We start from the raw sequence: 23,075 nt of genomic DNA on the forward strand, positions 1-23,075 counted from the left end.
TGTTATTCGGTTTCCAGATCGATATCGATACCGAGCGAACGGATCTCTTTGATCAACACGTTGAAGGACTCGGGCATGCCCGGCTCCATACGGTGATCGCCATCCACGATGTTCTTGTACATCTTGGTACGGCCGTTCACGTCGTCCGACTTCACTGTGAGCATTTCTTGCAGGGTGTATGCCGCGCCGTATGCTTCCAGCGCCCACACTTCCATCTCCCCGAAACGCTGACCACCGAACTGCGCCTTACCACCCAGCGGCTGCTGGGTAACCAGGCTGTAGGAACCAGTGGAACGCGCGTGCATCTTGTCGTCCACCAAGTGGTTCAGCTTGAGCATGTACATGTAACCCACGGTCACAGGACGCTCGAACTTGTTGCCGGTACGGCCGTCGAACAGCACCATCTGGCCGCTCTCTGGCAGGTCAGCCAGCTTCAGCATGGCCTTGATCTCGCGCTCCTTGGCACCGTCGAAGACCGGAGTAGCCATAGGCACGCCTTTCTTCAGGTTGTGCGCCAGGGCGAGGATCTCTTCGTCGGTGAACTCTTCCAGGTTCTCCTGACGACCACCGATCTCGTTGTAGATCTCGGTGAGGAAGCCACGCAGCTCAGCGGCTTTGCGCTGTTCTTCGATCATGCGGTCGATCTTCTCGCCCAGACCTTTGGCCGCGAGGCCCAGGTGGGTTTCAAGGATCTGACCGACGTTCATACGCGAAGGTACGCCCAGCGGGTTCAGTACGACGTCGACCGGAGTACCGTTGGCGTCGTGCGGCATGTCTTCTACCGGCATGATGACCGAGACCACACCTTTGTTACCGTGACGACCGGCCATCTTGTCACCCGGCTGGATGCGACGGCGGATGGCCAGGTAAACCTTGACGATCTTCAGTACGCCCGGCGCCAGGTCATCGCCCTGCTGCAGCTTGCGCTTCTTGTCTTCGAACTTGTCGTCCAGCAGACGACGGCGATCGACGATGTACTGCTGAGCCTTTTCCAGCTGCTCGTTCAGTGCATCTTCAGCCATGCGCAGTTTGAACCACTGGCCGTGCTCCAGACCGTCCAGCACTTCGTCAGTGATCACGGTGCCTTTCTTCAGGCCCGCACCACCGTCGACCACTTGGCCGTTAAGGGCAGAACGCAAACGCTCGAAGGTTGCACCCTCGACGATACGGAACTCTTCGTTGAGGTCCTTGCGAATCTCGTCCAGCTGCATCTTCTCGATGGCCAGTGCGCGGCTGTCGCGCTCCACGCCATCACGGGTGAAGACCTGAACGTCGATGACGGTACCCTTGGTGCCGGTCGGCACGCGCAGGGAGGTGTCCTTAACGTCGCTGGCCTTCTCACCGAAGATCGCACGCAGCAGTTTCTCTTCCGGCGTCAGCTGGGTTTCGCCTTTTGGCGTGACCTTGCCGACCAGGATGTCGCCAGCGCCGACTTCAGCACCCACGTAGACGATACCGGCTTCGTCCAGCTTGTTCAGTGCAGCTTCACCCACGTTCGGGATATCCGCAGTGATTTCCTCTGGGCCAAGCTTGGTGTCACGCGCCACACAGGTCAGTTCCTGAATGTGGATCGTGGTGAAGCGGTCTTCCTGAACCACACGCTCGGACAGGCAGATGGAGTCTTCGAAGTTGAAGCCGTTCCACGCCATGAACGCGATGCGCATGTTCTGACCCAGCGCCAGTTCACCCATGTCGGTGGACGGGCCGTCGGCCATGATGTCGCCACGCGCAACCTTGTCACCTTTGCTAACCAGCGGACGCTGGTTGATGCAGGTGTTCTGGTTGGAGCGGGTGTACTTGGTCAGGTTGTAGATATCTACACCTGCTTCACCGGTTTCGACTTCGTCGTCGGCTACGCGAACGACGATACGGCTGGCGTCGACGGAGTCGATCACGCCACCGCGGCGAGCAACCACGCAGACACCGGAGTCACGGGCAACGTTGCGCTCCATGCCGGTACCGACCAGCGGCTTGTCGGCACGCAGGGTTGGTACAGCCTGGCGCTGCATGTTCGAACCCATGAGTGCACGGTTGGCGTCGTCGTGCTCGAGGAACGGAATCAGCGAGGCAGCAACGGAAACAACCTGCTTCGGCGATACGTCCATCAGGGTGACGTCTTCCGGCGCCTTGACGGTGAATTCGTTCAGGTGACGAACAGCAACCAGTTCGTCGATCAGTTGCTTCTTGTCGTTCATCGCGGCCGAAGCCTGGGCGATGACGTGATCTGCTTCTTCGATCGCCGACAGGAACACGATGTCGTCGCTGACAACGCCTTCCTTCACCACGCGGTACGGGCTTTCCAGGAAGCCGTACTGGTTGGTGCGGGCATAGGCCGCCAGGGAGTTGATCAGACCGATGTTCGGACCTTCAGGGGTCTCGATCGGGCACACACGGCCGTAGTGGGTCGGGTGTACGTCACGGACTTCAAAGCCTGCGCGTTCACGGGTCAGACCGCCCGGGCCGAGTGCGGAAACACGGCGCTTGTGGGTGATCTCGGAGAGCGGGTTGTTCTGGTCCATGAACTGCGAGAGCTGGCTCGAACCGAAGAACTCCTTCACCGCCGCCGCAACCGGCTTGGCGTTGATCAGGTCTTGCGGCATCAGGCCTTCGCTTTCAGCCATCGACAGACGTTCCTTGACCGCGCGCTCGACGCGCACCAGGCCAACACGGAACTGGTTCTCGGCCATCTCGCCGACGCAACGTACGCGACGGTTACCGAGGTGGTCGATGTCGTCGACGATGCCTTTACCGTTACGGATATCGACCAGGGTCTTGAGAACCTCGACGATGTCTTCCTTGCTCAGCACGCCCGAACCTTCGATCTCGGTACGACCGATACGACGGTTGAACTTCATGCGGCCCACGGCCGACAGGTCGTAACGCTCGGCGCTGAAGAACAGGTTGTTGAACAGGGTTTCGGCAGCGTCCTTGGTTGGCGGCTCGCCCGGGCGCATCATGCGATAGATCTCGACCAGCGCTTCCAGTTGGTTGCTGGTAGTGTCGATCTTCAAGGTGTCCGAGATGAACGGACCGCAGTCGATGTCGTTGGTGTACAGCGTTTCGATGCGTACGACCTGAGCCTTGGCGATCTTGATCAGCAGCTCGGCGGTCAGCTCGGTGTTGCACTCGGCGATGATCTCGCCGGTAGCCGGATGCACGATAGCCTTGGCGGTGGTGCGACCCAGGACGTATTCCATCGGAACGTCCAGCTGGTTCACGCCGGCCTTCTCGAGCTGGTTGACATGGCGCGCGGTAATGCGGCGGCCCTGCTCAACGATGACCTTGCCGGTTTCGTCATGGATATCCATGACCGCAACTTCACCACGCAGACGCTGAGGCACCAGTTCCAGGCTGAGTTTTTCGCCGGAAATATGGAACACGTTGGTGGTGTAGAAGGTGTTCAGAACCTCTTCGGTGCTGTAACCCAGGGCGCGCAGCAGTACCGAGGCCGGAAGTTTGCGGCGACGGTCGATACGGACGAACACGCAGTCTTTCGGATCGAACTCGAAGTCCAACCAGGAGCCGCGGTACGGAATGATGCGAGCGGAGTACAGCAGCTTGCCGGAGCTGTGCGTCTTGCCACGGTCGTGGTCGAAGAACACACCAGGCGAACGGTGCAGCTGGGAAACGATCACACGCTCGGTACCGTTGATAACGAAGGTACCGTTCTCAGTCATCAGGGGGATTTCACCCATGTAGACTTCTTGCTCTTTGATGTCCTTGATCGCTTTGTTCGACGATTCCTTGTCGAAGATGATCAGGCGCACCTTGACCCGCAGTGGGACCGCGAAGGTCACGCCACGCAGGACACATTCCTTCACATCGAAGGCGGGTTCGCCCAGGCGATAGCCTACGTACTCCAGGGCAGCATTGCCGGAGTAGCTGATGATCGGAAATACCGATTTGAAGGCCGCGTGCAGGCCGACGTCGCGGAACTGATCCTTGGATGCTCCCGCTTGCAGGAATTCGCGATACGAATCCAGCTGGATGGCCAGGAGGTAAGGCACATCCATGACGTCCGGCAACTTGCTAAAGTCCTTGCGGATACGTTTTTTCTCAGTGTATGAGTAAGCCATCAGCGTTCCCCAGCTTGGTCACCTGCTTGTTTGGCTTCTCCCGGCGGGAGCAGCCAGAAAATCGTGCAAACCCCTTGGTTTGCGCCACCCACATGGGTGTCTTGCAGCTTGTTATCGGGGCCGACGTGATCGGCCACCAATAACGGAAAAAGGCCGGTGGCATAAGCCACCAGCCATCAGCCTTTGCTCAACGCTCCGGCTGGAGTCGCAAGGTCGAGATTACTTCAGCTCGACTTTAGCGCCTGCTTCTTCCAGCTTCTTCTTAGCGTCTTCAGCGGCTTCTTTCGAAACGCCTTCAGCTACGACCTGAGGAGCGCCGTCGACTTTCTCTTTGGCTTCTTTCAGGCCCAGACCGGTCAGTTCGCGAACGGCTTTGATCACGTTCACTTTCTTGTCGCCGGCTTCAACCAGAACAACGTTGAACTCGGTCTGCTCTTCAACAACGGCAGCAGCAGCAGCTGGGCCAGCAGCGGCAACAGCAGCGGTAACGCCGAAGGTTTCTTCCATAGCTTTGATCAGCTCAACAACTTCCAGAACGGTTTTCTGGCCGATTGCTTCGATGATTTGCTCGTTAGTCAGGGACATGACTTAAATCCTGTATTGGGGTGACAGCCTACGCAGCCATCAAATTAAACATATGATTTTGAAAGAGGTTACGCGGCCTTAGGCAGCAGCAGCTTCTTTCTGGTCGCGAACGGCCGCCAGAGTACGAGCCAGCTTGCTGGTAGCGCCTTGAATGACGCTCATCAGACGTGCGATAGCTTCGTCACGGGTCGGCAAGGTAGCCAGTACATCGATCTGGTTGGCGGCAATGAAATTGCCGTCAAACGCAGCTGCCTTGATCTCGAACTTGTCCTGACCCTTGGCGAACTCTTTGAACAGACGAGCAGCAGCGCCCGGGTGTTCGTTGGAGAATGCAATCAGGGTCGGGCCTTTGAACGCGTCGTTGAGGATCGAATACTCGGTACCTTCAACTGCGCGCTTGAGCAGGGTGTTACGTACGACACGTACGTATACGCCAGCTTCGCGGGCCTCTTTACGGAGTCCGGTCATTGCGCTTACAGTCACACCACGGGCATCGGCCACGACAGCGGACAGAGCGACTTTGGCAGCCTCGTTGACTTCAGCGACGATGGCTTTCTTGTCTTCGAGTTTAATTGCCACGGGTTTACTCCTGGTTTTTACCGTTTCATCTGGCCGAAGCCGGATGTCGTTTTGGTGTCTGATTCGGTAACGAATCGGGAGCACCATCTGCGTAGGCTTGAGGTTTAAGGCTTGCGCCGCCTACGGTCTTGGATAGCCCCCGCCAGGCAGGGACCCCAATTTTGCTGATGGCGCGACGAATCGCGCCATCATTGCCTTACGCGTTCAGCGAGCTCTGATCGATGACCAGACCTGGGCCCATAGTGGTGCTCAGGGTAACGCGCTTGACGTAAATACCTTTCGAAGAAGCTGGCTTGATACGCTTCAGATCAGCGATCAGGGCTTCAACGTTTTCCTTCAGCTTGCCAGCTTCGAAACCGACCTTGCCAACGGAGGTGTGGATAATACCGTTTTTGTCGGTGCGATAGCGAACCTGACCGGCCTTGGCGTTTTTCACAGCCGTGGCAACATCAGGAGTCACAGTACCGACTTTCGGGTTAGGCATCAGGCCGCGAGGACCCAGAACCTGACCCAACTGACCCACAACGCGCATGGCATCTGGCGATGCGATGACGACGTCATAGTTCAGGTCGCCGCCCTTCATTTCGGCAGCCAGATCATCCATACCTACACGGTCAGCGCCGGCAGCCAGAGCGGCCTCAGCAGCTGGACCCTGGGTGAAGACGGCAACGCGCACGGTCTTGCCAGTGCCGTGTGGCAGCACGGTAGCGCTACGAACGACCTGGTCGGATTTACGCGGGTCAACACCGAGGTTAACAGCAACGTCGAAAGATTCGCTGAACTTCACGGTGGACAGTTCGGCCAGCAGCGCAGCTGCGTCTTCGAAGTTGTAAACTTTGCCAGCTTCGACTTTCGAAGCAATAGCCTTTTGGCGCTTGGTCAGCTTAGCCATTACACACCCTCCACGTTCAGGCCCATGCTGCGGGCAGAGCCAGCGATGGTGCGTACAGCAGCGTCCAGGTCAGCAGCGGTCAGATCAGCCTGTTTAGCTTTGGCGATATCTTCCAGCTGAGCACGGGTCACGGTACCGACTTTGACGGTGTTCGGGCGAGCCGAACCACTGGTCAGGCCAGCAGCTTTCTTCAGCAGAACCGAGGCAGGGGTGCTCTTGGTCTCGAAAGTGAAGCTACGGTCACTGTAAACAGTGATGATCACAGGCGTCGGCAGGCCGGCTTCTTGACCCTGAGTACGGGCGTTGAAGGCCTTGCAGAATTCCATGATGTTCACACCGTGTTGGCCCAGTGCTGGACCAACGGGTGGGCTTGGGTTGGCCTGGCCGGCCTTAACTTGCAGCTTGATGTAAGCCTGAATCTTCTTAGCCATGAGCTACTCCAATATCGGGTACGAACGCCAGATGGCTCCCCGGATGACTTGCGTTTTATCCCAGTGACGACAAAACCCCGCAGCACACAGGGCTGCGGGGTATGGGATGCTTCGTCCGCCTAGACCTTTTCGACCTGGCTGAACTCTAGCTCTACCGGAGTAGAGCGACCGAAAATGAGCACCGCCACCTGGAGGCGACTCTTTTCGTAGTTAACCTCTTCGACGTTACCATTGAAGTCAGCGAACGGACCATCAATGACTCGAACCACTTCACCGGGCTCGAACAACGTCTTCGGCTTCGGCTTGTCACTACCGTCGGCTACGCGACGCAGGATAGCTTCAGCTTCTTTATCAGTGATCGGTGCAGGCTTATCAGCAGTACCACCAATGAAGCCCATCACACGAGGGGTATCTTTGACCAAGTGCCAAGTCCCTTCGTTCATCTCCATCTGGACCAGAACATAGCCAGGGAAGAATTTACGCTCACTTTTGCGCTTCTGGCCGTTGCGCATTTCGACGACTTCTTCGGTCGGGACCAGGATCTCGCCGAAACCGTCTTCCATGCCTGCCAGCTTGACGCGCTCTATCAGGGAGCGCATAACATGCTTCTCGTAACCCGAGTAAGCATGCACAACATACCAACGCTTAGCCACGGGACACCTTTAGCCAACGATCAGGGAGACCGCCCAGCCGAGCAGGGAATCAAGCCCCCACAGCAGCAGTGCCATAACCAGCACGACAGCCACGACAATCAGCGTGGTCTGGGTGGTTTCCTGGCGGGTCGGCCACACGACTTTACGGATCTCAGTACGAGCTTCCTTCGCAAGCGCAAAGAACGACTTACCCTTCGCGGTCTGCAGAGCTACAAAGCCCGCAACAGCAGCCAGGGCGAGAAGTGCAAGAACGCGGTACAGGATTGGAGAGGCGGAGTAATACTGATTACCCACTACACCAACAACCACCAAAGCCACTACAGCCAGCCACTTGAACAGATCAAAACGCGATTCTTGGGCTTCAGTTTTGGGAGTCATCGAGGAGGATCCTGTAAGAAGAAAGCCAATCACACTGAGGTGAATGGCAGGTCAGGAGGGAATCGAACCCCCAACCTACGGTTTTGGAGACCGTCGCTCTGCCAATTGAGCTACTGACCTGTAACGCTGTATCAGGCCGGCCATTATACCGGCCTGATCAAGTAAATCAACTACTTATTCGATAATTTTTGCTACGACGCCGGCGCCGACGGTACGACCGCCTTCACGGATAGCGAAGCGCAGACCGTCTTCCATTGCGATGGTCTTGATCAGGGTAACAGTCATCTGAATGTTGTCACCTGGCATTACCATTTCAACGCCTTCCGGCAGTTCGCAGTTACCGGTCACGTCAGTGGTACGGAAGTAGAACTGAGGACGGTAGCCTTTGAAGAACGGCGTGTGACGGCCGCCTTCTTCCTTCGACAGAACGTAGACTTCTGCGGTGAACTTGGTGTGCGGCTTGACCGAACCTGGCTTGACCAGAACCTGACCACGCTCAACGTCGTCACGCTTGGTACCACGCAGCAGAACGCCGCAGTTCTCGCCAGCACGGCCTTCGTCCAGCAGCTTGCGGAACATCTCAACACCGGTGCAGGTGGTGGTGGTGGTGTCACGCAGACCAACGATTTCCAGCGGATCCTGAACGCGGACGATACCACGCTCGATACGGCCGGTAACAACGGTACCACGACCCGAGATCGAGAATACGTCTTCGATCGGCATCAGGAACGGCTGGTCGATCGCACGAACTGGCTCAGGAATGTAGCTGTCCAGAGTCTCTACCAGCTTCTTGACAGCGGTAGTGCCCATTTCGTTGTCGTCTTTGCCTTCCAGCGCCATACGAGCGGAACCGATGATGATCGGAGTGTCGTCGCCTGGGAAGTCGTAGGTGGACAGCAGGTCGCGAACTTCCATCTCGACCAGTTCCAGCAGCTCAGCGTCGTCTACCAGGTCGGCCTTGTTCAGGAAGACCACGATGTACGGAACGCCAACCTGACGGGACAGCAGGATGTGCTCACGGGTTTGTGGCATCGGACCATCGGCGGCCGAGCAAACCAGGATCGCGCCGTCCATCTGGGCAGCACCGGTGATCATGTTCTTCACATAGTCAGCGTGACCTGGGCAGTCAACGTGAGCGTAGTGACGAATGGTCGAGTTGTACTCGACGTGAGCGGTGTTGATGGTGATACCGCGCGCTTTTTCTTCCGGAGCCGAGTCGATCTTGTCGAACTCAACGATTGCCGAACCGAAAACTTCGGAGCAAACGCGAGTCAGAGCTGCGGTCAGAGTGGTCTTACCGTGGTCAACGTGGCCGATAGTGCCGACGTTAACGTGGGGAAGGGAACGATCAAACTTTTCCTTAGCCATCGATACAATCCTCCGCAGAAGAAATAGTCTTACGCTGATAAAACAAAGGCAGATATTTTCATATCTGCCTTGTTTATATGGAGCTCTTGAGCGGACTTGAACCGCTGACCTCACCCTTACCAAGGGTGTGCTCTACCAACTGAGCTACAAGAGCGAAACACTTTGTGCAAAACCCAGCAAACTTGGAGCGGGTAGCGGGAATCGAACCCGCATCATCAGCTTGGAAGGCTGAGGTTCTACCACTAAACTATACCCGCGGAGCTTGCGGCTCTCGCTAAAACTGGTGGAGGGAGAAGGATTCGAACCTTCGAAGCTCTCGCAACGGATTTACAGTCCGTCCCCTTTGACCGCTCGGGAATCCCTCCAGATGTGGCCGGCATTCTATTTGTCTGCCGTCCTAGTGTCAAGCTTTTTTTCAAATTTCTTCAATCAAATCTGAAACTTAGCTGCTTTGACACTGCTTCCAGCTCTACCACCTCAGTGGTGTTCCCTGTGAAGCGGGCGCCATTCTATCAAGCTATTCGCCAGTTGCAATACCCTGGCAGAAAATAATTTTATGTTTTAAGTCTTTGAAATCGTTGGAAAGAGTGGCAAGGACCATTTGATCCAGTAAACGCTCGCTTTCCGGGGAAATCTTGAGCCAGAGACCATCGGCGCCGGGCAACTGCCCAGACACCGGTACTGCGTTGATATCCAGGCTCAGCAAGCGCTGGCGCAATGCGTCGATTTGATCGCGCTCCGTCAGCCCCCCTACCACCAAGCATTCATCACGGCGACGAGCAGGCGCGTTCACACCCGCTTCACGCAATAGACGGATCTCCTGCTGATTACCTTTGTATAACGAGAGCGGGGCGACATCCTTGGCTTTCAGCGGGGCTTCCTGTTGGTGCCAGACGTAATAGAAGACGTTGAGCACCAGCAACAGCAGAAACAACCAACGCATAAGCACCTCAGTTCAAAGGGCAGGCCATTGCCAGGCCAACGAATACCAAGTCGGGAACCACGCGCGCCTGGGGTGCAGCTTCACGTACCAACGGCGCATCCCCCCCCGTGAGGAATACTGTAAAGGCTTCTCCCCACAGCGAGCGTGCTTGCTCCAGCTGCGTGCGCGCAAAACCTTGCAGCATCAACACGCAACCCCGTTCGACCGCCTCAACAGTCGAACGTCCAGGAGCAAGACTGGTCAATGCACGCTCAGCAGATGCGTCGTCGTAGCGGATCCGGCGAGTGTGCGTGCGCAGTTGGCTGCGCATCAGCGGCATACCCGGGCAGATGTATCCCCCCAGGTGCTCGCCATCAGCACCAATGAAGTCGGCCTTGGCAGCTGTACCCAGGTCGATCACCAGGCAAGCCCCCTTGGCCAGGTGGAAAGCACCCAACGCCGCCAGCCAGCGATCCATGCCCAGGCGCTGGAAGTCTTCATATCCATTGCGCACCCCAGCCATCTCACGGGCCGGTTCCGCTACCCGCGGCACCACAGAAAACGCCTGATTGATCAGCCCACAGAGCGCCGCCGTTTCTTCCTCACTACGCACACTGACAATACGGCAGCCTGACAGGCGAAGCGAAGTCAAAGTACCGACCTGGGCCACTAGCGCCTGATCGGAATCCACAATGCCGCCACCCACGATAGTGGCGTCAACAGCATGGATGACTCGCCATTTGATGAAGCTGTTACCGCAATCGAGCTCAAGAATCATCATGCAACCTCAAACTGAGCTCACCACCACTGAAGCTCTTCTCCACACCATCGACCTCCAGGCGCAAGCCGCCCTGCCCGTCCACCCCGAGCACTACCCCGTTGATCTGGGTACTGCCGGCAACAAGGGACACGTTACGCCCCTGCCATAGATGTGCTTGTTCCCATTCTTCCTGGAATGCGGCAAAACCATAGCGTCGGTGTCGCGCCAACTCATGCTGCAATTGCTGGCTGAGCATTGCCACCAGGCGATTCCGATCAATCGGAGCGCCAACCTCACGCCGTATGGAGGTCCACTGCTGATCGACTTGCACATTTGACTGCATGTTCACGTTGACGCCAATGCCAAGAACAACGTGACAGACGTCTGCCGGATCACCGACCAACTCAAGCAGGATGCCCGCGATTTTCTGCCCACGCACCAGTACGTCATTAGGCCACTTGAGCCCGACTTCCTTTACACCCAAGCCTTCCAAGGTCCGCATTACCGCCAAGCCGACCACCAGACTCAGCCCCTCGAGCTGGCGCATGCCGCCCTCGACCCGCAACACCAGACTGTAATAAAGGTTTTCTGCGAATGGGCTGACCCACTGACGACCACGACGGCCACGGCCAGCACTCTGACGCTCGGCAAGCACCAGAAATGGAGCAGCCTGCCCCTGACCTGCAAGCCGCAGGCCTTCAGCATTGGTAGAGTCGATGGTTTCGTGGATGAACATTGGCCATTGCTCAGCATCAGCGAATTCGGCAATAGCCTTCGCTTCGAGCAACGCCAGGGGCGCCGCTAGCTGATAGCCACGCCCACGAACCTTGTGAATTGTGAGATTTAGCTCACTCTCCAGATGCTGCAGCTGCTTCCAAACGGCGCTGCGACTCACCCCGAGGGCTGCCCCCAAGGCTTCTCCGGAATGGAACCGGCCATCCTTGAGGAGATTCAACAACTTCAGCATGCCAGTCTCGACTTGGAATAAGGCTGGCATGATAGCTATGGGTAGTGGGCTTGCATAGGAAAAGGGCCCCACGTCACCACCCAAATCCCGTGTATCGAGCCAGAAAAGACAAAACCCCTACCTGCTCGCGCAGATAGGGGTTTTGCGAAATGAATCTTGACGATGACCTACTCTCACATGGGGAAACCCCACACTACCATCGGCGATGCATCGTTTCACTACTGAGTTCGGGATGGGATCAGGTGGTTCCAATGCTCTATGGTCGTCAAGAAATTCTGTAGCCAGAATGCCCAGATGGACAGCCCAGCGAATCCGGATATGCGATATGTGTGGTTCGTTGCGAACTTTCGGTTCGTATCATCTTCACCACCGCAATCTGCAGCAGCAAATTGCTTGGGTGTTATATGGTCAAGCCTCACGGGCAATTAGTATTGGTTAGCTCAACGCCTCACAGCGCTTACACACCCAACCTATCAACGTCGTAGTCTTCGACGGCCCTTTAGGGGATTCAAGATCCCAGTGAGATCTCATCTTGAGGCAAGTTTCCCGCTTAGATGCTTTCAGCGGTTATCTCTTCCGAACATAGCTACCCGGCAATGCCACTGGCGTGACAACCGGAACACCAGAGGTTCGTCCACTCCGGTCCTCTCGTACTAGGAGCAGCCCCTCTCAAATCTCAAACGTCCACGGCAGATAGGGACCGAACTGTCTCACGACGTTCTAAACCCAGCTCGCGTACCACTTTAAATGGCGAACAGCCATACCCTTGGGACCGGCTTCAGCCCCAGGATGTGATGAGCCGACATCGAGGTGCCAAACACCGCCGTCGATATGAACTCTTGGGCGGTATCAGCCTGTTATCCCCGGAGTACCTTTTATCCGTTGAGCGATGGCCCTTCCATACAGAACCACCGGATCACTAAGACCTACTTTCGTACCTGCTCGACGTGTTTGTCTCGCAGTCAAGCGCGCTTTTGCCTTTATACTCTACGACCGATTTCCGACCGGTCTGAGCGCACCTTCGTACTCCTCCGTTACTCTTTGGGAGGAGACCGCCCCAGTCAAACTACCCACCATACACTGTCCTCGATCCGGATAACGGACCTGAGTTAGAACCTCAAAGTTGCCAGGGTGGTATTTCAAGGATGGCTCCATGAGAACTGGCGTCCCCACTTCAAAGCCTCCCACCTATCCTACACAAGCAAATTCAAAGTCCAGTGCAAAGCTATAGTAAAGGTTCACGGGGTCTTTCCGTCTAGCCGCGGATACACTGCATCTTCACAGCGATTTCAATTTCACTGAGTCTCGGGTGGAGACAGCGCCGCCATCGTTACGCCATTCGTGCAGGTCGGAACTTACCCGACAAGGAATTTCGCTACCTTAGGACCGTTATAGTTACGGCCGCCGTTTACCGGGGCTTCGATCAAGAGCTTCGCTTGCGCTAACCCCATCAATTAACCTTCCGGCACCGGGCAGGCGTCACACCCTATACGTCCACTTTCGTGTTTGCAGAGTGCTGTGTTTTTAATAAACAGTCGCAGCGGCCTGGTATCTTCGACCGGCATGAGCTTACGGAGCAAGTCCTTCACCCTCACCGGCGCACCTTCTCCCGAAGTTACGGTGCCATTTTGCCTAGTTCCTTCACCCGAGTTCTCTCAAGCGCCTTGGTATTCTCTACCTAACCACCTGTGTCGGTTTGGGGTACGGTTCCCAGTTATCTGAAGCTTAGGAGCTTTTCTTGGAAGCATGGCATCAACCACTTCGTCGCCTAAAGGCAACTCGTCATCAGCTCTCGGCCTTGAGATCCCGGATTTGCCTAAGATCTCAGCCTACCACCTTAAACTTGGACAACCAACGCCAAGCTGGCCTAGCCTTCTCCGTCCCTCCATCGCAATAACTGGAAGTACAGGAATATTAACCTGTTTTCCATCGACTACGCTTTTCAGCCTCGCCTTAGGGACCGACTAACCCTGCGTCGATTAACGTTGCGCAGGAAACCTTGGTCTTTCGGCGTGCGAGTTTTTCACTCGCATTGTCGTTACTCATGTCAGCATTCGCACTTCTGATACCTCCAGCAAGCTTCTCAACTCACCTTCACAGGCTTACAGAACGCTCCTCTACCGCATCACCAAAGGTGATACCCGTAGCTTCGGTGCATGGTTTGAGCCCCGTTACATCTTCCGCGCAGGCCGACTCGACTAGTGAGCTATTACGCTTTCTTTAAAGGGTGGCTGCTTCTAAGCCAACCTCCTAGCTGTCTAAGCCTTCCCACATCGTTTCCCACTTAACCATGACTTTGGGACCTTAGCTGACGGTCTGGGTTGTTTCCCTTTTCACGACGGACGTTAGCACCCGCCGTGTGTCTCCCATGCTCGGCACTTGTAGGTATTCGGAGTTTGCATCGGTTTGGTAAGTCGGGATGACCCCCTAGCCGAAACAGTGCTCTACCCCCTACAGTGATACATGAGGCGCTACCTAAATAGCTTTCGAGGAGAACCAGCTATCTCCGAGCTTGATTAGCCTTTCACTCCGATCCACAGGTCATCCGCTAACTTTTCAACGGTAGTCGGTTCGGTCCTCCAGTCAGTGTTACCTAACCTTCAACCTGCCCATGGATAGATCGCCCGGTTTCGGGTCTATACCCAGCGACTAAACGCCCTATTAAGACTCGCTTTCGCTACGCCTCCCCTATTCGGTTAAGCTCGCCACTGAATATAAGTCGCTGACCCATTATACAAAAGGTACGCAGTCACCTAACAAAGTAGGCTCCCACTGCTTGTACGCATACGGTTTCAGGTTCTATTTCACTCCCCTCTCCGGGGTTCTTTTCGCCTTTCCCTCACGGTACTGGTTCACTATCGGTCAGTCAGTAGTATTTAGCCTTGGAGGATGGTCCCCCCATGTTCAGACAAAGTTTCTCGTGCTCCGTCCTACTCGATTTCATTGATAAGAGATTTTCGTGTACGGGGCTATCACCCACTATGGCCGCACTTTCCAGAGCGTTCCACTAATCTCAAACCAACTTAAGGGCTGGTCCCCGTTCGCTCGCCACTACTAAGGGAATCTCGGTTGATTTCTTTTCCTCAGGGTACTTAGATGTTTCAGTTCCCCTGGTTCGCCTCTTGCACCTATGTATTCAGTACAAGATACTCAGCTTATGCTGAGTGGGTTCCCCCATTCAGAGATCTCTGGATCACAGTCTGTTTGCCGACTCCCCAAAGCTTATCGCAGGCTACCACGTCTTTCATCGCCTCTGACTGCCAAGGCATCCACCGTATGCGCTTCTTCACTTGACCATATAACCCCAAGCAATCTGGTTATACTGTGAAGACGACATTCGCCGAAAATTCGCATGTTGCTCTTTCGAGCAGAACTCACAAATTTTACCTTAGCCTGATCCACCAGCAGTGAAACTGGTGTTCAGTCTATTTCTATCACATATCCGAATTTTTAAAGAACGATCTGACAAAAGCCAGAAATCAACATTCATCACCGAATGTTCATTTCTAAGTTCTGAAAGCTGTACAACCTGAAAGAGTGGTGGAGCCAAGCGGGATCGAACCGCTGACCTCCTGCGTGCAAGGCAGGCGCTCTCCCAGCTGAGCTATGGCCCCGTATTTTCTAGGCCGCACCAAGTAATTGGTAGGTCTGGGCAGATTTGAACTGCCGACCTCACCCTTATCAGGGGTGCGCTCTAACCAACTGAGCTACAGACCTATAACAGGGTCGCGTTACAGCATCGTCTTTATACAAAGAATCAAGCAATTCGTGTGGGAGCTCATCAGCAGGCTGATGTCGTCGATTAAGGAGGTGATCCAGCCGCAGGTTCCCCTACGGCTACCTTGTTACGACTTCACCCCAGTCATGAATCACACCGTGGTAACCGTCCTCCCGAAGGTTAGACTAGCTACTTCTGGTGCAACCCACTCCCATGGTGTGACGGGCGGTGTGTACAAGGCCCGGGAACGTATTCACCGCGACATTCTGATTCGCGATTACTAGCGATTCCGACTTCACGCAGTCGAGTTGCAGACTGCGATCCGGACTACGATCGGTTTTGTGAGATTAGCTCCACCTCGCGGCTTGGCAACCCTCTGTACCGACCATTGTAGCACGTGTGTAGCCCAGGCCGTAAGGGCCATGATGACTTGACGTCATCCCCACCTTCCTCCGGTTTGTCACCGGCAGTCTCCTTAGAGTGCCCACCATAACGTGCTGGTAACTAAGGACAAGGGTTGCGCTCGTTACGGGACTTAACCCAACATCTCACGACACGAGCTGACGACAGCCATGCAGCACCTGTGTCAGAGTTCCCGAAGGCACCAATCCATCTCTGGAAAGTTCTCTGCATGTCAAGGCCTGGTAAGGTTCTTCGCGTTGCTTCGAATTAAACCACATGCTCCACCGCTTGTGCGGGCCCCCGTCAATTCATTTGAGTTTTAACCTTGCGGCCGTACTCCCCAGGCGGTCAACTTAATGCGTTAGCTGCGCCACTAAAATCTCAAGGATTCCAACGGCTAGTTGACATCGTTTACGGCGTGGACTACCAGGGTATCTAATCCTGTTTGCTCCCCACGCTTTCGCACCTCAGTGTCAGTATCAGTCCAGGTGGTCGCCTTCGCCACTGGTGTTCCTTCCTATATCTACGCATTTCACCGCTACACAGGAAATTCCACCACCCTCTACCGTACTCTAGCTTGCCAGTTTTGGATGCAGTTCCCAGGTTGAGCCCGGGGCTTTCACATCCAACTTAACAAACCACCTACGCGCGCTTTACGCCCAGTAATTCCGATTAACGCTTGCACCCTCTGTATTACCGCGGCTGCTGGCACAGAGTTAGCCGGTGCTTATTCTGTCGGTAACGTCAAAACACTAACGTATTAGGTTAATGCCCTTCCTCCCAACTTAAAGTGCTTTACAATCCGAAGACCTTCTTCACACACGCGGCATGGCTGGATCAGGCTTTCGCCCATTGTCCAATATTCCCCACTGCTGCCTCCCGTAGGAGTCTGGACCGTGTCTCAGTTCCAGTGTGACTGATCATCCTCTCAGACCAGTTACGGATCGTCGCCTTGGTGAGCCATTACCCCACCAACTAGCTAATCCGACCTAGGCTCATCTGATAGCGCAAGGCCCGAAGGTCCCCTGCTTTCTCCCGTAGGACGTATGCGGTATTAGCGTTCCTTTCGAAACGTTGTCCCCCACTACCAGGCAGATTCCTAGGCATTACTCACCCGTCCGCCGCTGAATCAAGGAGCAAGCTCCCGTCATCCGCTCGACTTGCATGTGTTAGGCCTGCCGCCAGCGTTCAATCTGAGCCATGATCAAACTCTTCAGTTCAATACTGCTTGGGTTTTTAAGAAACCCTAAACTTGGCTCAGCAATCTCAAATGACTATGTGATTTCTCGCATGGTCACTTGTGATGCTGATAATCTTTTTGACTATCAGTCCATACTCACAAGCACCCACACGAATTGCTTGATTCGATTTGTTAAAGAGCGTTTGGTTAAGAGCTTTTCGCCTCAACCGAGGCGCGCATTCTACGCTTTCCTCAGAGCCTGTCAAGCGTTTATTTTGAAGTTTTTTGCGAGAAACTCGTTTAGCTTCAAACACTTGGCTCGCTTCGATCTCTCGTAGCGGGAGGCGAATAATACAGCGTTTAAAAGCGCTGTCAACCACCATTTCAACCGCTATCGATCAGATGACCGAAGCACCTCCAGCACTACCTGGATTAAGCAACTCATTGAATTTCAAGGAGTTTCTCGTTCCGACTACGCTGGAAGTGGGGCGCATTATAAGGGGATTCGAGAACGCGTCAAGGCTTAATTCCAATAAACTTCACAATCGCTGCAAAACAAAGCGGGGAGGCCTGCCGGCCTCCCCGCTTCTATATATAGCTACACCACCAGGCACTCACTCCGCCTTGAGCGTAACCCGGGCAAACGCCTTCTTGCCCGCCTGGCACACATGAGTGGCACCAATCGCAAACATGAAGTCACGCCCAACCACCGCACCATCGACCTTGACCGCACCGCCATTGAGCAGATCGCGCGCCATCGCCGAGTTTTTCACCAGGCCTGCACGGTTCAATACAGCAGCGATCGGCAGGTCTTCAGCAGCTGCCACCTCGATCTCGGGCAGATCTTCCGGCAACTCACCCTCTTTCATGCGATTACCCGCCGCGCGGTGGGCGTTGGCAGCCGCCTCTTCACCATGGAAACGCGCAACAATTTCTTCCGCCAGCTTGATTTTGATGTCGCGCGGGTTCGCACCATTGGCGACATCGGCACGCAACTGCTCGATCTCTTCCATGGAGCGGAAGCTCAGCAACTCGAAGTAACGCCACATCAGCGTGTCCGGGATCGACACCAGCTTGCTGTACATCACCCCAGGGGCTTCCTGGATACCGACGTAATTGCCCAGCGACTTGGACATTTTCTTCACGCCGTCCAGCCCTTCGAGCAGCGGCATGGTCACGATGCACTGCGCTTCCTGGCCGTAAGCGCGCTGCAACTCGCGCCCCATCAGCAAGTTGAATTTCTGGTCGGTACCACCGAGCTCCACGTCAGCCTTGAGGGCTACCGAGTCATACCCCTGCACCAGCGGGTAGAGGAATTCATGAATGGCAATCGGCTGGTTGGTGGTGTAGCGCTTGTCGAAGTCGTCGCGCTCAAGCATACGCGCCACCGTGTACTGCGACGCCAGGCGAATGAAATCAGCCGGTGTCAGCTTGTCCATCCAGGTGGAGTTGAACGCGACCTCGGTCTTGGCCGGGTCGAGAATCTTGAACACCTGCTGCTTGTAGGTCTCGGCGTTATCCAGCACCTGCTCACGCGTCAGCGGCGGGCGAGTCGCACTTTTGCCGCTGGGATCACCGATCATTCCGGTGAAGTCACCGATCAGGAAGATGACCTGATGACCCAGCTCCTGGAACTGGCGCAGCTTGTTGATCAGCACGGTGTGCCCCAGGTGCAGGTCAGGCGCGGTCGGGTCGAAACCTGCCTTGATACGCAGAGGCTGGCCGCGCTTGAGCTTCTCCACCAGTTCCGACTCGACCAACACTTCTTCCGCACCGCGCTTGATAAGCGCCAGCTGCTCTTCAACCGACTTCATAGACAGACCCGCAAGGCTCAGATTCAAGGGGAGCCAACCATACAAGATCGGCCATCAAATACAAGTTTCGCAACGGAATGTGACCTGACCGCAGCCTCGCGGCGTCTACGCGCCCTTGCGTGAAAATGGATTTGGTTATATTTTATACAGTTATTTCATCTTCATCATGTCATTCATCTTTTCCATATTCACTTTTCTTCAAAAAGTCACCTTACCTATGACCGACGAAACGCCTAAAGCGCCCCCGCTTTATCCGAAAACGCACCTGCTGGCCGCCAGCGGCATCGCCGCCCTGCTCAGCCTGGCTCTGCTGGTATTTCCGTCCAGCGAAGTCGAAGCCAAAAAGACCACCCTCAGCCTCGAGCTGGAAAGCCCGGCGGAGCAACTCAAGGATGAGTCTGCCGCCGCGCCACTGGTGCAGACCCAAGCCGATCAAGGTTCACCGTTCGCGCAAATCGAAGGTGCCGATGGCAAAACCGAGCAAGCTACGCAAGAGCTTCCGGCCCTGGAGCAAAAACCAGAAGCCACAACGCCTGGGCATCGTGAAGTCACCGTGGCACGTGGCGATACACTGTCCACGCTGTTCGAAAAAGTCGGCCTGCCAGCCAATGCTGTGCACGATCTGTTGGCCAGCAGCAAGCAGGCCAAGCAGTTCAGCCAACTCAAGCATGGCCAGGTATTGCAGTTCGAGCTCGACAAGGACGGCCAACTGGCCAGCCTGCAAAGCAAGGTCAGCACCCTCGAAACCATCCGCCTGACGAAGACCGCCAAGGGTTATACCTTCGACCGCGAAATCAGCAAGCCATTGGTACGTACCGCGTACGCCCACGGCGTGATCAAAAGTTCGTTGTCGGCCTCGGCCCAGCGTGCCGGGTTGTCCCACAGCCTGACCATGGACATGGCCAAGGTACTGGGCTACGACATCGACTTCGCCCAGGACATCCGCCAGGGTGACGAATTCGACGTGGTCTATGAGCAGAAGGTCATGGATGGCAAGGTGGTTGGTACAGGCAACATCCTGTCCGCCCGCTTCACCAACCGTGGCAAGACCTACACGGCGGTGCGCTACACCAACAAGCAGGGCAACACCAGCTACTACACTGCCGACGGCAACAGCCTGCGCAAGGCGTTCATCCGCACCCCCGTGGACTTTGCGCGTATCAGCTCGCGGTTTTCCGCAGGCCGCAAGCACCCGATCCTGAACAAGATCCGTGCACACAAGGGTGTCGACTATGCCGCGCCACGCGGCACACCGATCAAAGCAGCCGGTGACGGCCGCATCGAGCTGGCCGGCCGCCGCGGTGGGTACGGCAACACAGTCATCATCGCCCACGGCAACAGGTACAAGACCCTGTACGGGCACATGCAGGGCTTTGCCAAAGGCATCAAGACCGGCAGCAGCGTGAAGCAGGGGCAGATCATCGGTTATATCGGCACCACCGGCCTGTCCACGGGCCCGCACCTGCACTATGAGTTCCAGGTCAATGGCGTCCACGTCGACCCACTGAGCCAGAAGGTACCGATGGCCGACCCGATCGCCAAGGCCGAACGCCAGCGGTTCCTGCAGCAAAGCAAGCCACTGATCGCGCGCATGGATCAGGAAAAGGCCACCATGCTCGCAGCGAACAAGCGCTGATCCATGGCGCTCTACCTGGGAGTAATGTCTGGCACCAGCCTCGACGGCCTGGACATTGCCCTGATCGAACAAGGCGAGCGGCTGGAGCTGCTCGCCACCCATTACCTGCCGATGCCCGCCGAGCTGCGTCAGCAACTGCTTGCCCTTTGCGCCAGCGGCCCTGACGAAATCGCACGTGCAGCATTGGCGGAAAACCACTGGGCCAGCCTGGCCGCAGAAGGCATACAGCAGTTGCTGAAAAAGCAGGAGCTGCAGCCTGCCGCCATCCGCGCCATCGGCAGCCATGGCCAGACCATTCGCCACGAGCCTGCCCGGGGGTTTACCGTGCAGATCGGCAACCCGGCATTGCTCGCCGAGCTCACCGGGATCGCAGTGGTAGCCGATTTCCGCCGGCGCGATGTGGCGGCTGGCGGCCAAGGCGCGCCTCTGGTGCCTGCGTTTCATGAAACCCTGTTCGCCCATCTTGGCCAGCGGCTGGCAGTGCTCAACGTGGGCGGCTTCAGCAACCTCAGCCTGATCGAGCACGACAAGCCGGTCCACGGCTTCGACTGTGGCCCCGGCAATGTCCTGCTGGATGCCTGGATCGAGCGTAAACGCGGCCAGGCTTATGACGCCGACGGCGCCTGGGCGGCCAGTGGCGTGGCCCAGACCGATTTGCTGAACGCGTTGCTGAGTGATCCATTCTTCGTCGGCAGCGGCCCGAAGAGTACAGGCCGCGAAGTGTTCAACCTGGCCTGGCTGGATGGCCATCTCGCTCGTATGCCGCAGTATCGCGACGAGGATGTCCAGGCCACATTGCTTGAACTGACGGCGCGAACCATCACGGAGTCCTTGCGTAATGCACAGCAAGGCACAGAAGCACTGCTTGTATGTGGAGGCGGTGCACGCAACGGTGCATTGATGGCTCGCCTTGACGCGCAGCTACCCGATACCCGGGTCACCAGCACCCAGGCATATGGCGTGGACCCAGACTGGGTCGAGGGTATGGCATTTGCCTGGCTGGCTCATTGCTGCCTGGAAGGCATCGCTGCCAACCGGCCCAGCGTTACGGCAGCGAAGGGGCTCCGGGTGCTGGGCGCGATCTACCCAGCCTGACCTTGCAACCGCCAACGAAAACGCCGCGCGAATGCGCGGCGTTTTTTGTACTACCGGGCTTCAGATCGAGAAGGAAGATCCACAGCCACAGGTGGTAGCGGCATTCGGGTTCTTGATCACGAAGCGCGAACCCTCAAGACCTTCCTGGTAATCCACCTCCGCGCCCGCCAGATACTGGAAGCTCATGGGATCTACCACCAGGGATACACCTTCGCGCTCGACGATGGTGTCATCTTCGGCCACATCTTCATCGAAGGTGAAGCCATACTGGAAACCCGAGCAGCCGCCACCGGTCACGAAAACCCGCAGTTTCAGACGATCATTGCCTTCCTCGCAAACCAGAGTCTTCACCTTTTGCGCGGCGCCGTGAGTGAATTCCAAAGCCGTGGGGGTGAAGGTTTCGACGCTCATGTTGATTCTCCCGGCGCAGTAGCCGCCATAAAACTCGATGACGCGCATTATCCGCTTCTCCGAGAAAATCGGTCAACAATTCGTAAGCCGCAAGTGACAAGCTACAAGCTGAACGCAGTACGCTCACTTGCAGCTTGTACATTGCCGGCGGTGTCAGGGCAGCAGGCCGGCATGGGACAGGCCCATGCGCTCGTCCAGGCCAAACAGGATGTTCAGGTTCTGCACCGCCTGGCCTGACGCGCCCTTGACCAGGTTGTCGATAACCGACAGCACGACCACAAGGTCACCACCTTGCGGGCGATGAACGGCAATACGGCATACGTTGGCACCGCGAACGCTACGGGTTTCAGGGTGGCTGCCCGCTGGCATCACGTCGACGAACGGCTCGTCTGCGTAGCGCTTCTCGAACAGTGCCTGCAGGTCGACCGACTTATCGGCAACCGTCGCGTACAAGGTCGAGTGAATGCCGCGGATCATCGGGGTCAGATGCGGCACGAAGGTAAGACCGATATCCGTGCCCGCAGCCAGGCGCAGGCCTTGGCTGATTTCCGGCAGGTGACGGTGGCCCTTGACCGCGTAGGCCTTCATGCTCTCGCCAGCCTCACAGAACAGCGACCCCACGGCGGCACCACGGCCGGCGCCACTGACACCCGACTTGCAATCGGCGATCAGGCGCGACGGGTCGGCCAGGCCCGCTTCGAGCAGTGGCAGGAAGCCCAACTGGGTAGCGGTCGGGTAGCAGCCGGGCACGGCGATCAGGCGCGCCTGGCGAATTTTCTCACGGTTGACTTCAGGCAGGCCGTAAACCGCATCCTTGAGCAACTCCGGCGCGCCGTGCGGCTGACCGTACCATTTCGCCCACTCGGCAGCGTCCTGCAGGCGGAAGTCGGCGGACAGGTCAATGACCTTGGTTCCGGCAGCCAGCAACTCGCCGGCCAGGGCGTGCGCGACACCGTGCGGGGTGGCGAAGAAGACCACGTCGCAGGCTGACAGGGCCTTGCTGTCCGGCACACTGAAAGCCAGGCCGTCATAGTGGCCGCGCAGGTTCGGATACATGTCGGCGACCGCTACGCCCGCCTCGGAACGCGAAGTGATGACCGCCACTTCGGCCTGTGGATGCTGTGCCAGCAGACGCAACAGTTCGACGCCGGTGTAACCCGTGCCGCCGACGATACCGACCTTGATCATAACGCTTGCCCCTTATCAAC

The 23,075-nt window shown here is 56.6% G+C and carries 16 protein-coding genes, 6 tRNA genes and 3 rRNA genes; 2 read left to right on the top strand and 23 right to left on the bottom strand.

What is annotated here, in order from left to right:
- Positions 1–2: 2 nt before the first annotated feature.
- The 21 genes from rpoB to tyrS all read right to left on the bottom strand — a co-directional run bounded on the left by rpoB (position 3) and on the right by tyrS (position 18,725).
- A complete protein-coding gene (rpoB, locus tag ABRP30_RS25490) occupies positions 3–4,076 on the bottom strand; it encodes a DNA-directed RNA polymerase subunit beta (RefSeq protein ID WP_039601743.1) in 4,074 nt (1,357 codons plus the stop codon).
- A gap of 219 nt (positions 4,077–4,295) precedes the next feature.
- Positions 4,296–4,661, bottom strand: a complete 366-nt coding sequence (gene rplL / locus ABRP30_RS25495; protein WP_003255496.1) for a 50S ribosomal protein L7/L12 — start codon at positions 4,659–4,661, stop codon at positions 4,296–4,298.
- A gap of 78 nt (positions 4,662–4,739) precedes the next feature.
- On the bottom strand, positions 4,740–5,240 hold the full coding sequence (gene rplJ / locus ABRP30_RS25500; protein WP_012316523.1) for a 50S ribosomal protein L10: 501 nt from the start codon (positions 5,238–5,240) through the stop codon (positions 4,740–4,742).
- Between the two features lie 196 nt (positions 5,241–5,436).
- Positions 5,437–6,132, bottom strand: a complete 696-nt coding sequence (rplA, locus tag ABRP30_RS25505) for a 50S ribosomal protein L1 (protein WP_012316524.1) — start codon at positions 6,130–6,132, stop codon at positions 5,437–5,439.
- A complete protein-coding gene (rplK, locus tag ABRP30_RS25510) occupies positions 6,132–6,563 on the bottom strand; it encodes a 50S ribosomal protein L11 (protein ID WP_003255500.1) in 432 nt (143 codons plus the stop codon). The genes rplA and rplK overlap by 1 nt, the downstream gene beginning before the upstream one ends.
- A gap of 119 nt (positions 6,564–6,682) precedes the next feature.
- Positions 6,683–7,216, bottom strand: a complete 534-nt coding sequence (nusG, locus tag ABRP30_RS25515) for a transcription termination/antitermination protein NusG (protein WP_012316525.1) — start codon at positions 7,214–7,216, stop codon at positions 6,683–6,685.
- A 9-nt stretch (positions 7,217–7,225) separates the two neighbouring features.
- Positions 7,226–7,594, bottom strand: a complete 369-nt coding sequence (secE, locus tag ABRP30_RS25520; protein WP_008089117.1) for a preprotein translocase subunit SecE — start codon at positions 7,592–7,594, stop codon at positions 7,226–7,228.
- 44 nt (positions 7,595–7,638) lie between these two features.
- Positions 7,639–7,714, bottom strand: a tRNA-Trp gene (locus ABRP30_RS25525).
- A gap of 54 nt (positions 7,715–7,768) precedes the next feature.
- Positions 7,769–8,962: an elongation factor Tu gene (tuf, locus tag ABRP30_RS25530; protein WP_003255489.1), complete on the bottom strand. Its 1,194-nt coding sequence runs from the start codon at positions 8,960–8,962 to the stop codon at positions 7,769–7,771.
- A gap of 78 nt (positions 8,963–9,040) precedes the next feature.
- Positions 9,041–9,116 (bottom strand) — tRNA-Thr (locus ABRP30_RS25535).
- A 29-nt stretch (positions 9,117–9,145) separates the two neighbouring features.
- Positions 9,146–9,219, bottom strand: a tRNA-Gly gene (locus ABRP30_RS25540).
- A gap of 24 nt (positions 9,220–9,243) precedes the next feature.
- Positions 9,244–9,327 (bottom strand) — tRNA-Tyr (locus ABRP30_RS25545).
- Between the two features lie 152 nt (positions 9,328–9,479).
- The gene (locus ABRP30_RS25550) at positions 9,480–9,905 is read right to left on the bottom strand and encodes a hypothetical protein (protein WP_267819165.1); all 426 of its coding nucleotides are present in this window, start codon (positions 9,903–9,905) and stop codon (positions 9,480–9,482) included.
- Between the two features lie 7 nt (positions 9,906–9,912).
- A complete protein-coding gene (locus tag ABRP30_RS25555; protein WP_267824109.1) occupies positions 9,913–10,662 on the bottom strand; it encodes a pantothenate kinase in 750 nt (249 codons plus the stop codon).
- Positions 10,652–11,611, bottom strand: a complete 960-nt coding sequence (birA, locus tag ABRP30_RS25560) for a bifunctional biotin--[acetyl-CoA-carboxylase] ligase/biotin operon repressor BirA (RefSeq protein WP_267819167.1) — start codon at positions 11,609–11,611, stop codon at positions 10,652–10,654. Before birA ends, ABRP30_RS25555 begins: the two co-directional genes overlap by 11 nt.
- Positions 11,612–11,765: 154 nt before the next feature.
- Positions 11,766–11,881 (bottom strand): 5S ribosomal RNA (gene rrf / locus ABRP30_RS25565).
- 134 nt (positions 11,882–12,015) lie between these two features.
- Positions 12,016–14,907 (bottom strand): 23S ribosomal RNA (locus tag ABRP30_RS25570).
- A gap of 242 nt (positions 14,908–15,149) precedes the next feature.
- Positions 15,150–15,225: transfer RNA gene (locus tag ABRP30_RS25575), tRNA-Ala, on the bottom strand.
- Positions 15,226–15,251: 26 nt separating this feature from the next.
- A tRNA-Ile gene (locus ABRP30_RS25580) sits at positions 15,252–15,328 on the bottom strand.
- Between the two features lie 86 nt (positions 15,329–15,414).
- Positions 15,415–16,951 (bottom strand): 16S ribosomal RNA (locus ABRP30_RS25585).
- The 16S, 23S and 5S rRNA genes sit together here with 2 tRNA genes alongside, the layout of an rRNA operon.
- A 574-nt stretch (positions 16,952–17,525) precedes the next feature.
- Positions 17,526–18,725 (bottom strand): tyrosine--tRNA ligase, encoded by a 1,200-nt coding sequence (gene tyrS, locus ABRP30_RS25590; protein WP_267819169.1) that lies wholly within the window; start codon positions 18,723–18,725, stop codon positions 17,526–17,528.
- Positions 18,726–18,942: 217 nt separating this feature from the next.
- Here tyrS and ABRP30_RS25595 point away from each other — a divergent pair, with 217 nt between their 5' ends.
- Positions 18,943–20,361 (top strand): peptidoglycan DD-metalloendopeptidase family protein, encoded by a 1,419-nt coding sequence (locus ABRP30_RS25595; protein ID WP_267819171.1) that lies wholly within the window; start codon positions 18,943–18,945, stop codon positions 20,359–20,361.
- 3 nt (positions 20,362–20,364) lie between these two features.
- A complete protein-coding gene (locus ABRP30_RS25600; protein WP_267819173.1) occupies positions 20,365–21,456 on the top strand; it encodes an anhydro-N-acetylmuramic acid kinase in 1,092 nt (363 codons plus the stop codon).
- 60 nt (positions 21,457–21,516) lie between these two features.
- Here ABRP30_RS25600 and erpA read toward each other — a convergent pair whose 3' ends face one another.
- Together erpA and argC are read right to left on the bottom strand one after the other, a co-directional pair.
- The gene (gene erpA, locus ABRP30_RS25605) at positions 21,517–21,867 is read right to left on the bottom strand and encodes an iron-sulfur cluster insertion protein ErpA (protein ID WP_046787605.1); all 351 of its coding nucleotides are present in this window, start codon (positions 21,865–21,867) and stop codon (positions 21,517–21,519) included.
- Positions 21,868–22,020: 153 nt separating this feature from the next.
- A complete protein-coding gene (gene argC, locus ABRP30_RS25610) occupies positions 22,021–23,055 on the bottom strand; it encodes an N-acetyl-gamma-glutamyl-phosphate reductase (RefSeq protein WP_196997117.1) in 1,035 nt (344 codons plus the stop codon).
- Positions 23,056–23,075: the final 20 nt, after the last annotated feature.

The organism is Pseudomonas sp. WHRI 8519 (assembly GCF_040224055.2).
Lineage (GTDB): Bacteria > Pseudomonadota > Gammaproteobacteria > Pseudomonadales > Pseudomonadaceae > Aquipseudomonas > Aquipseudomonas putida_X.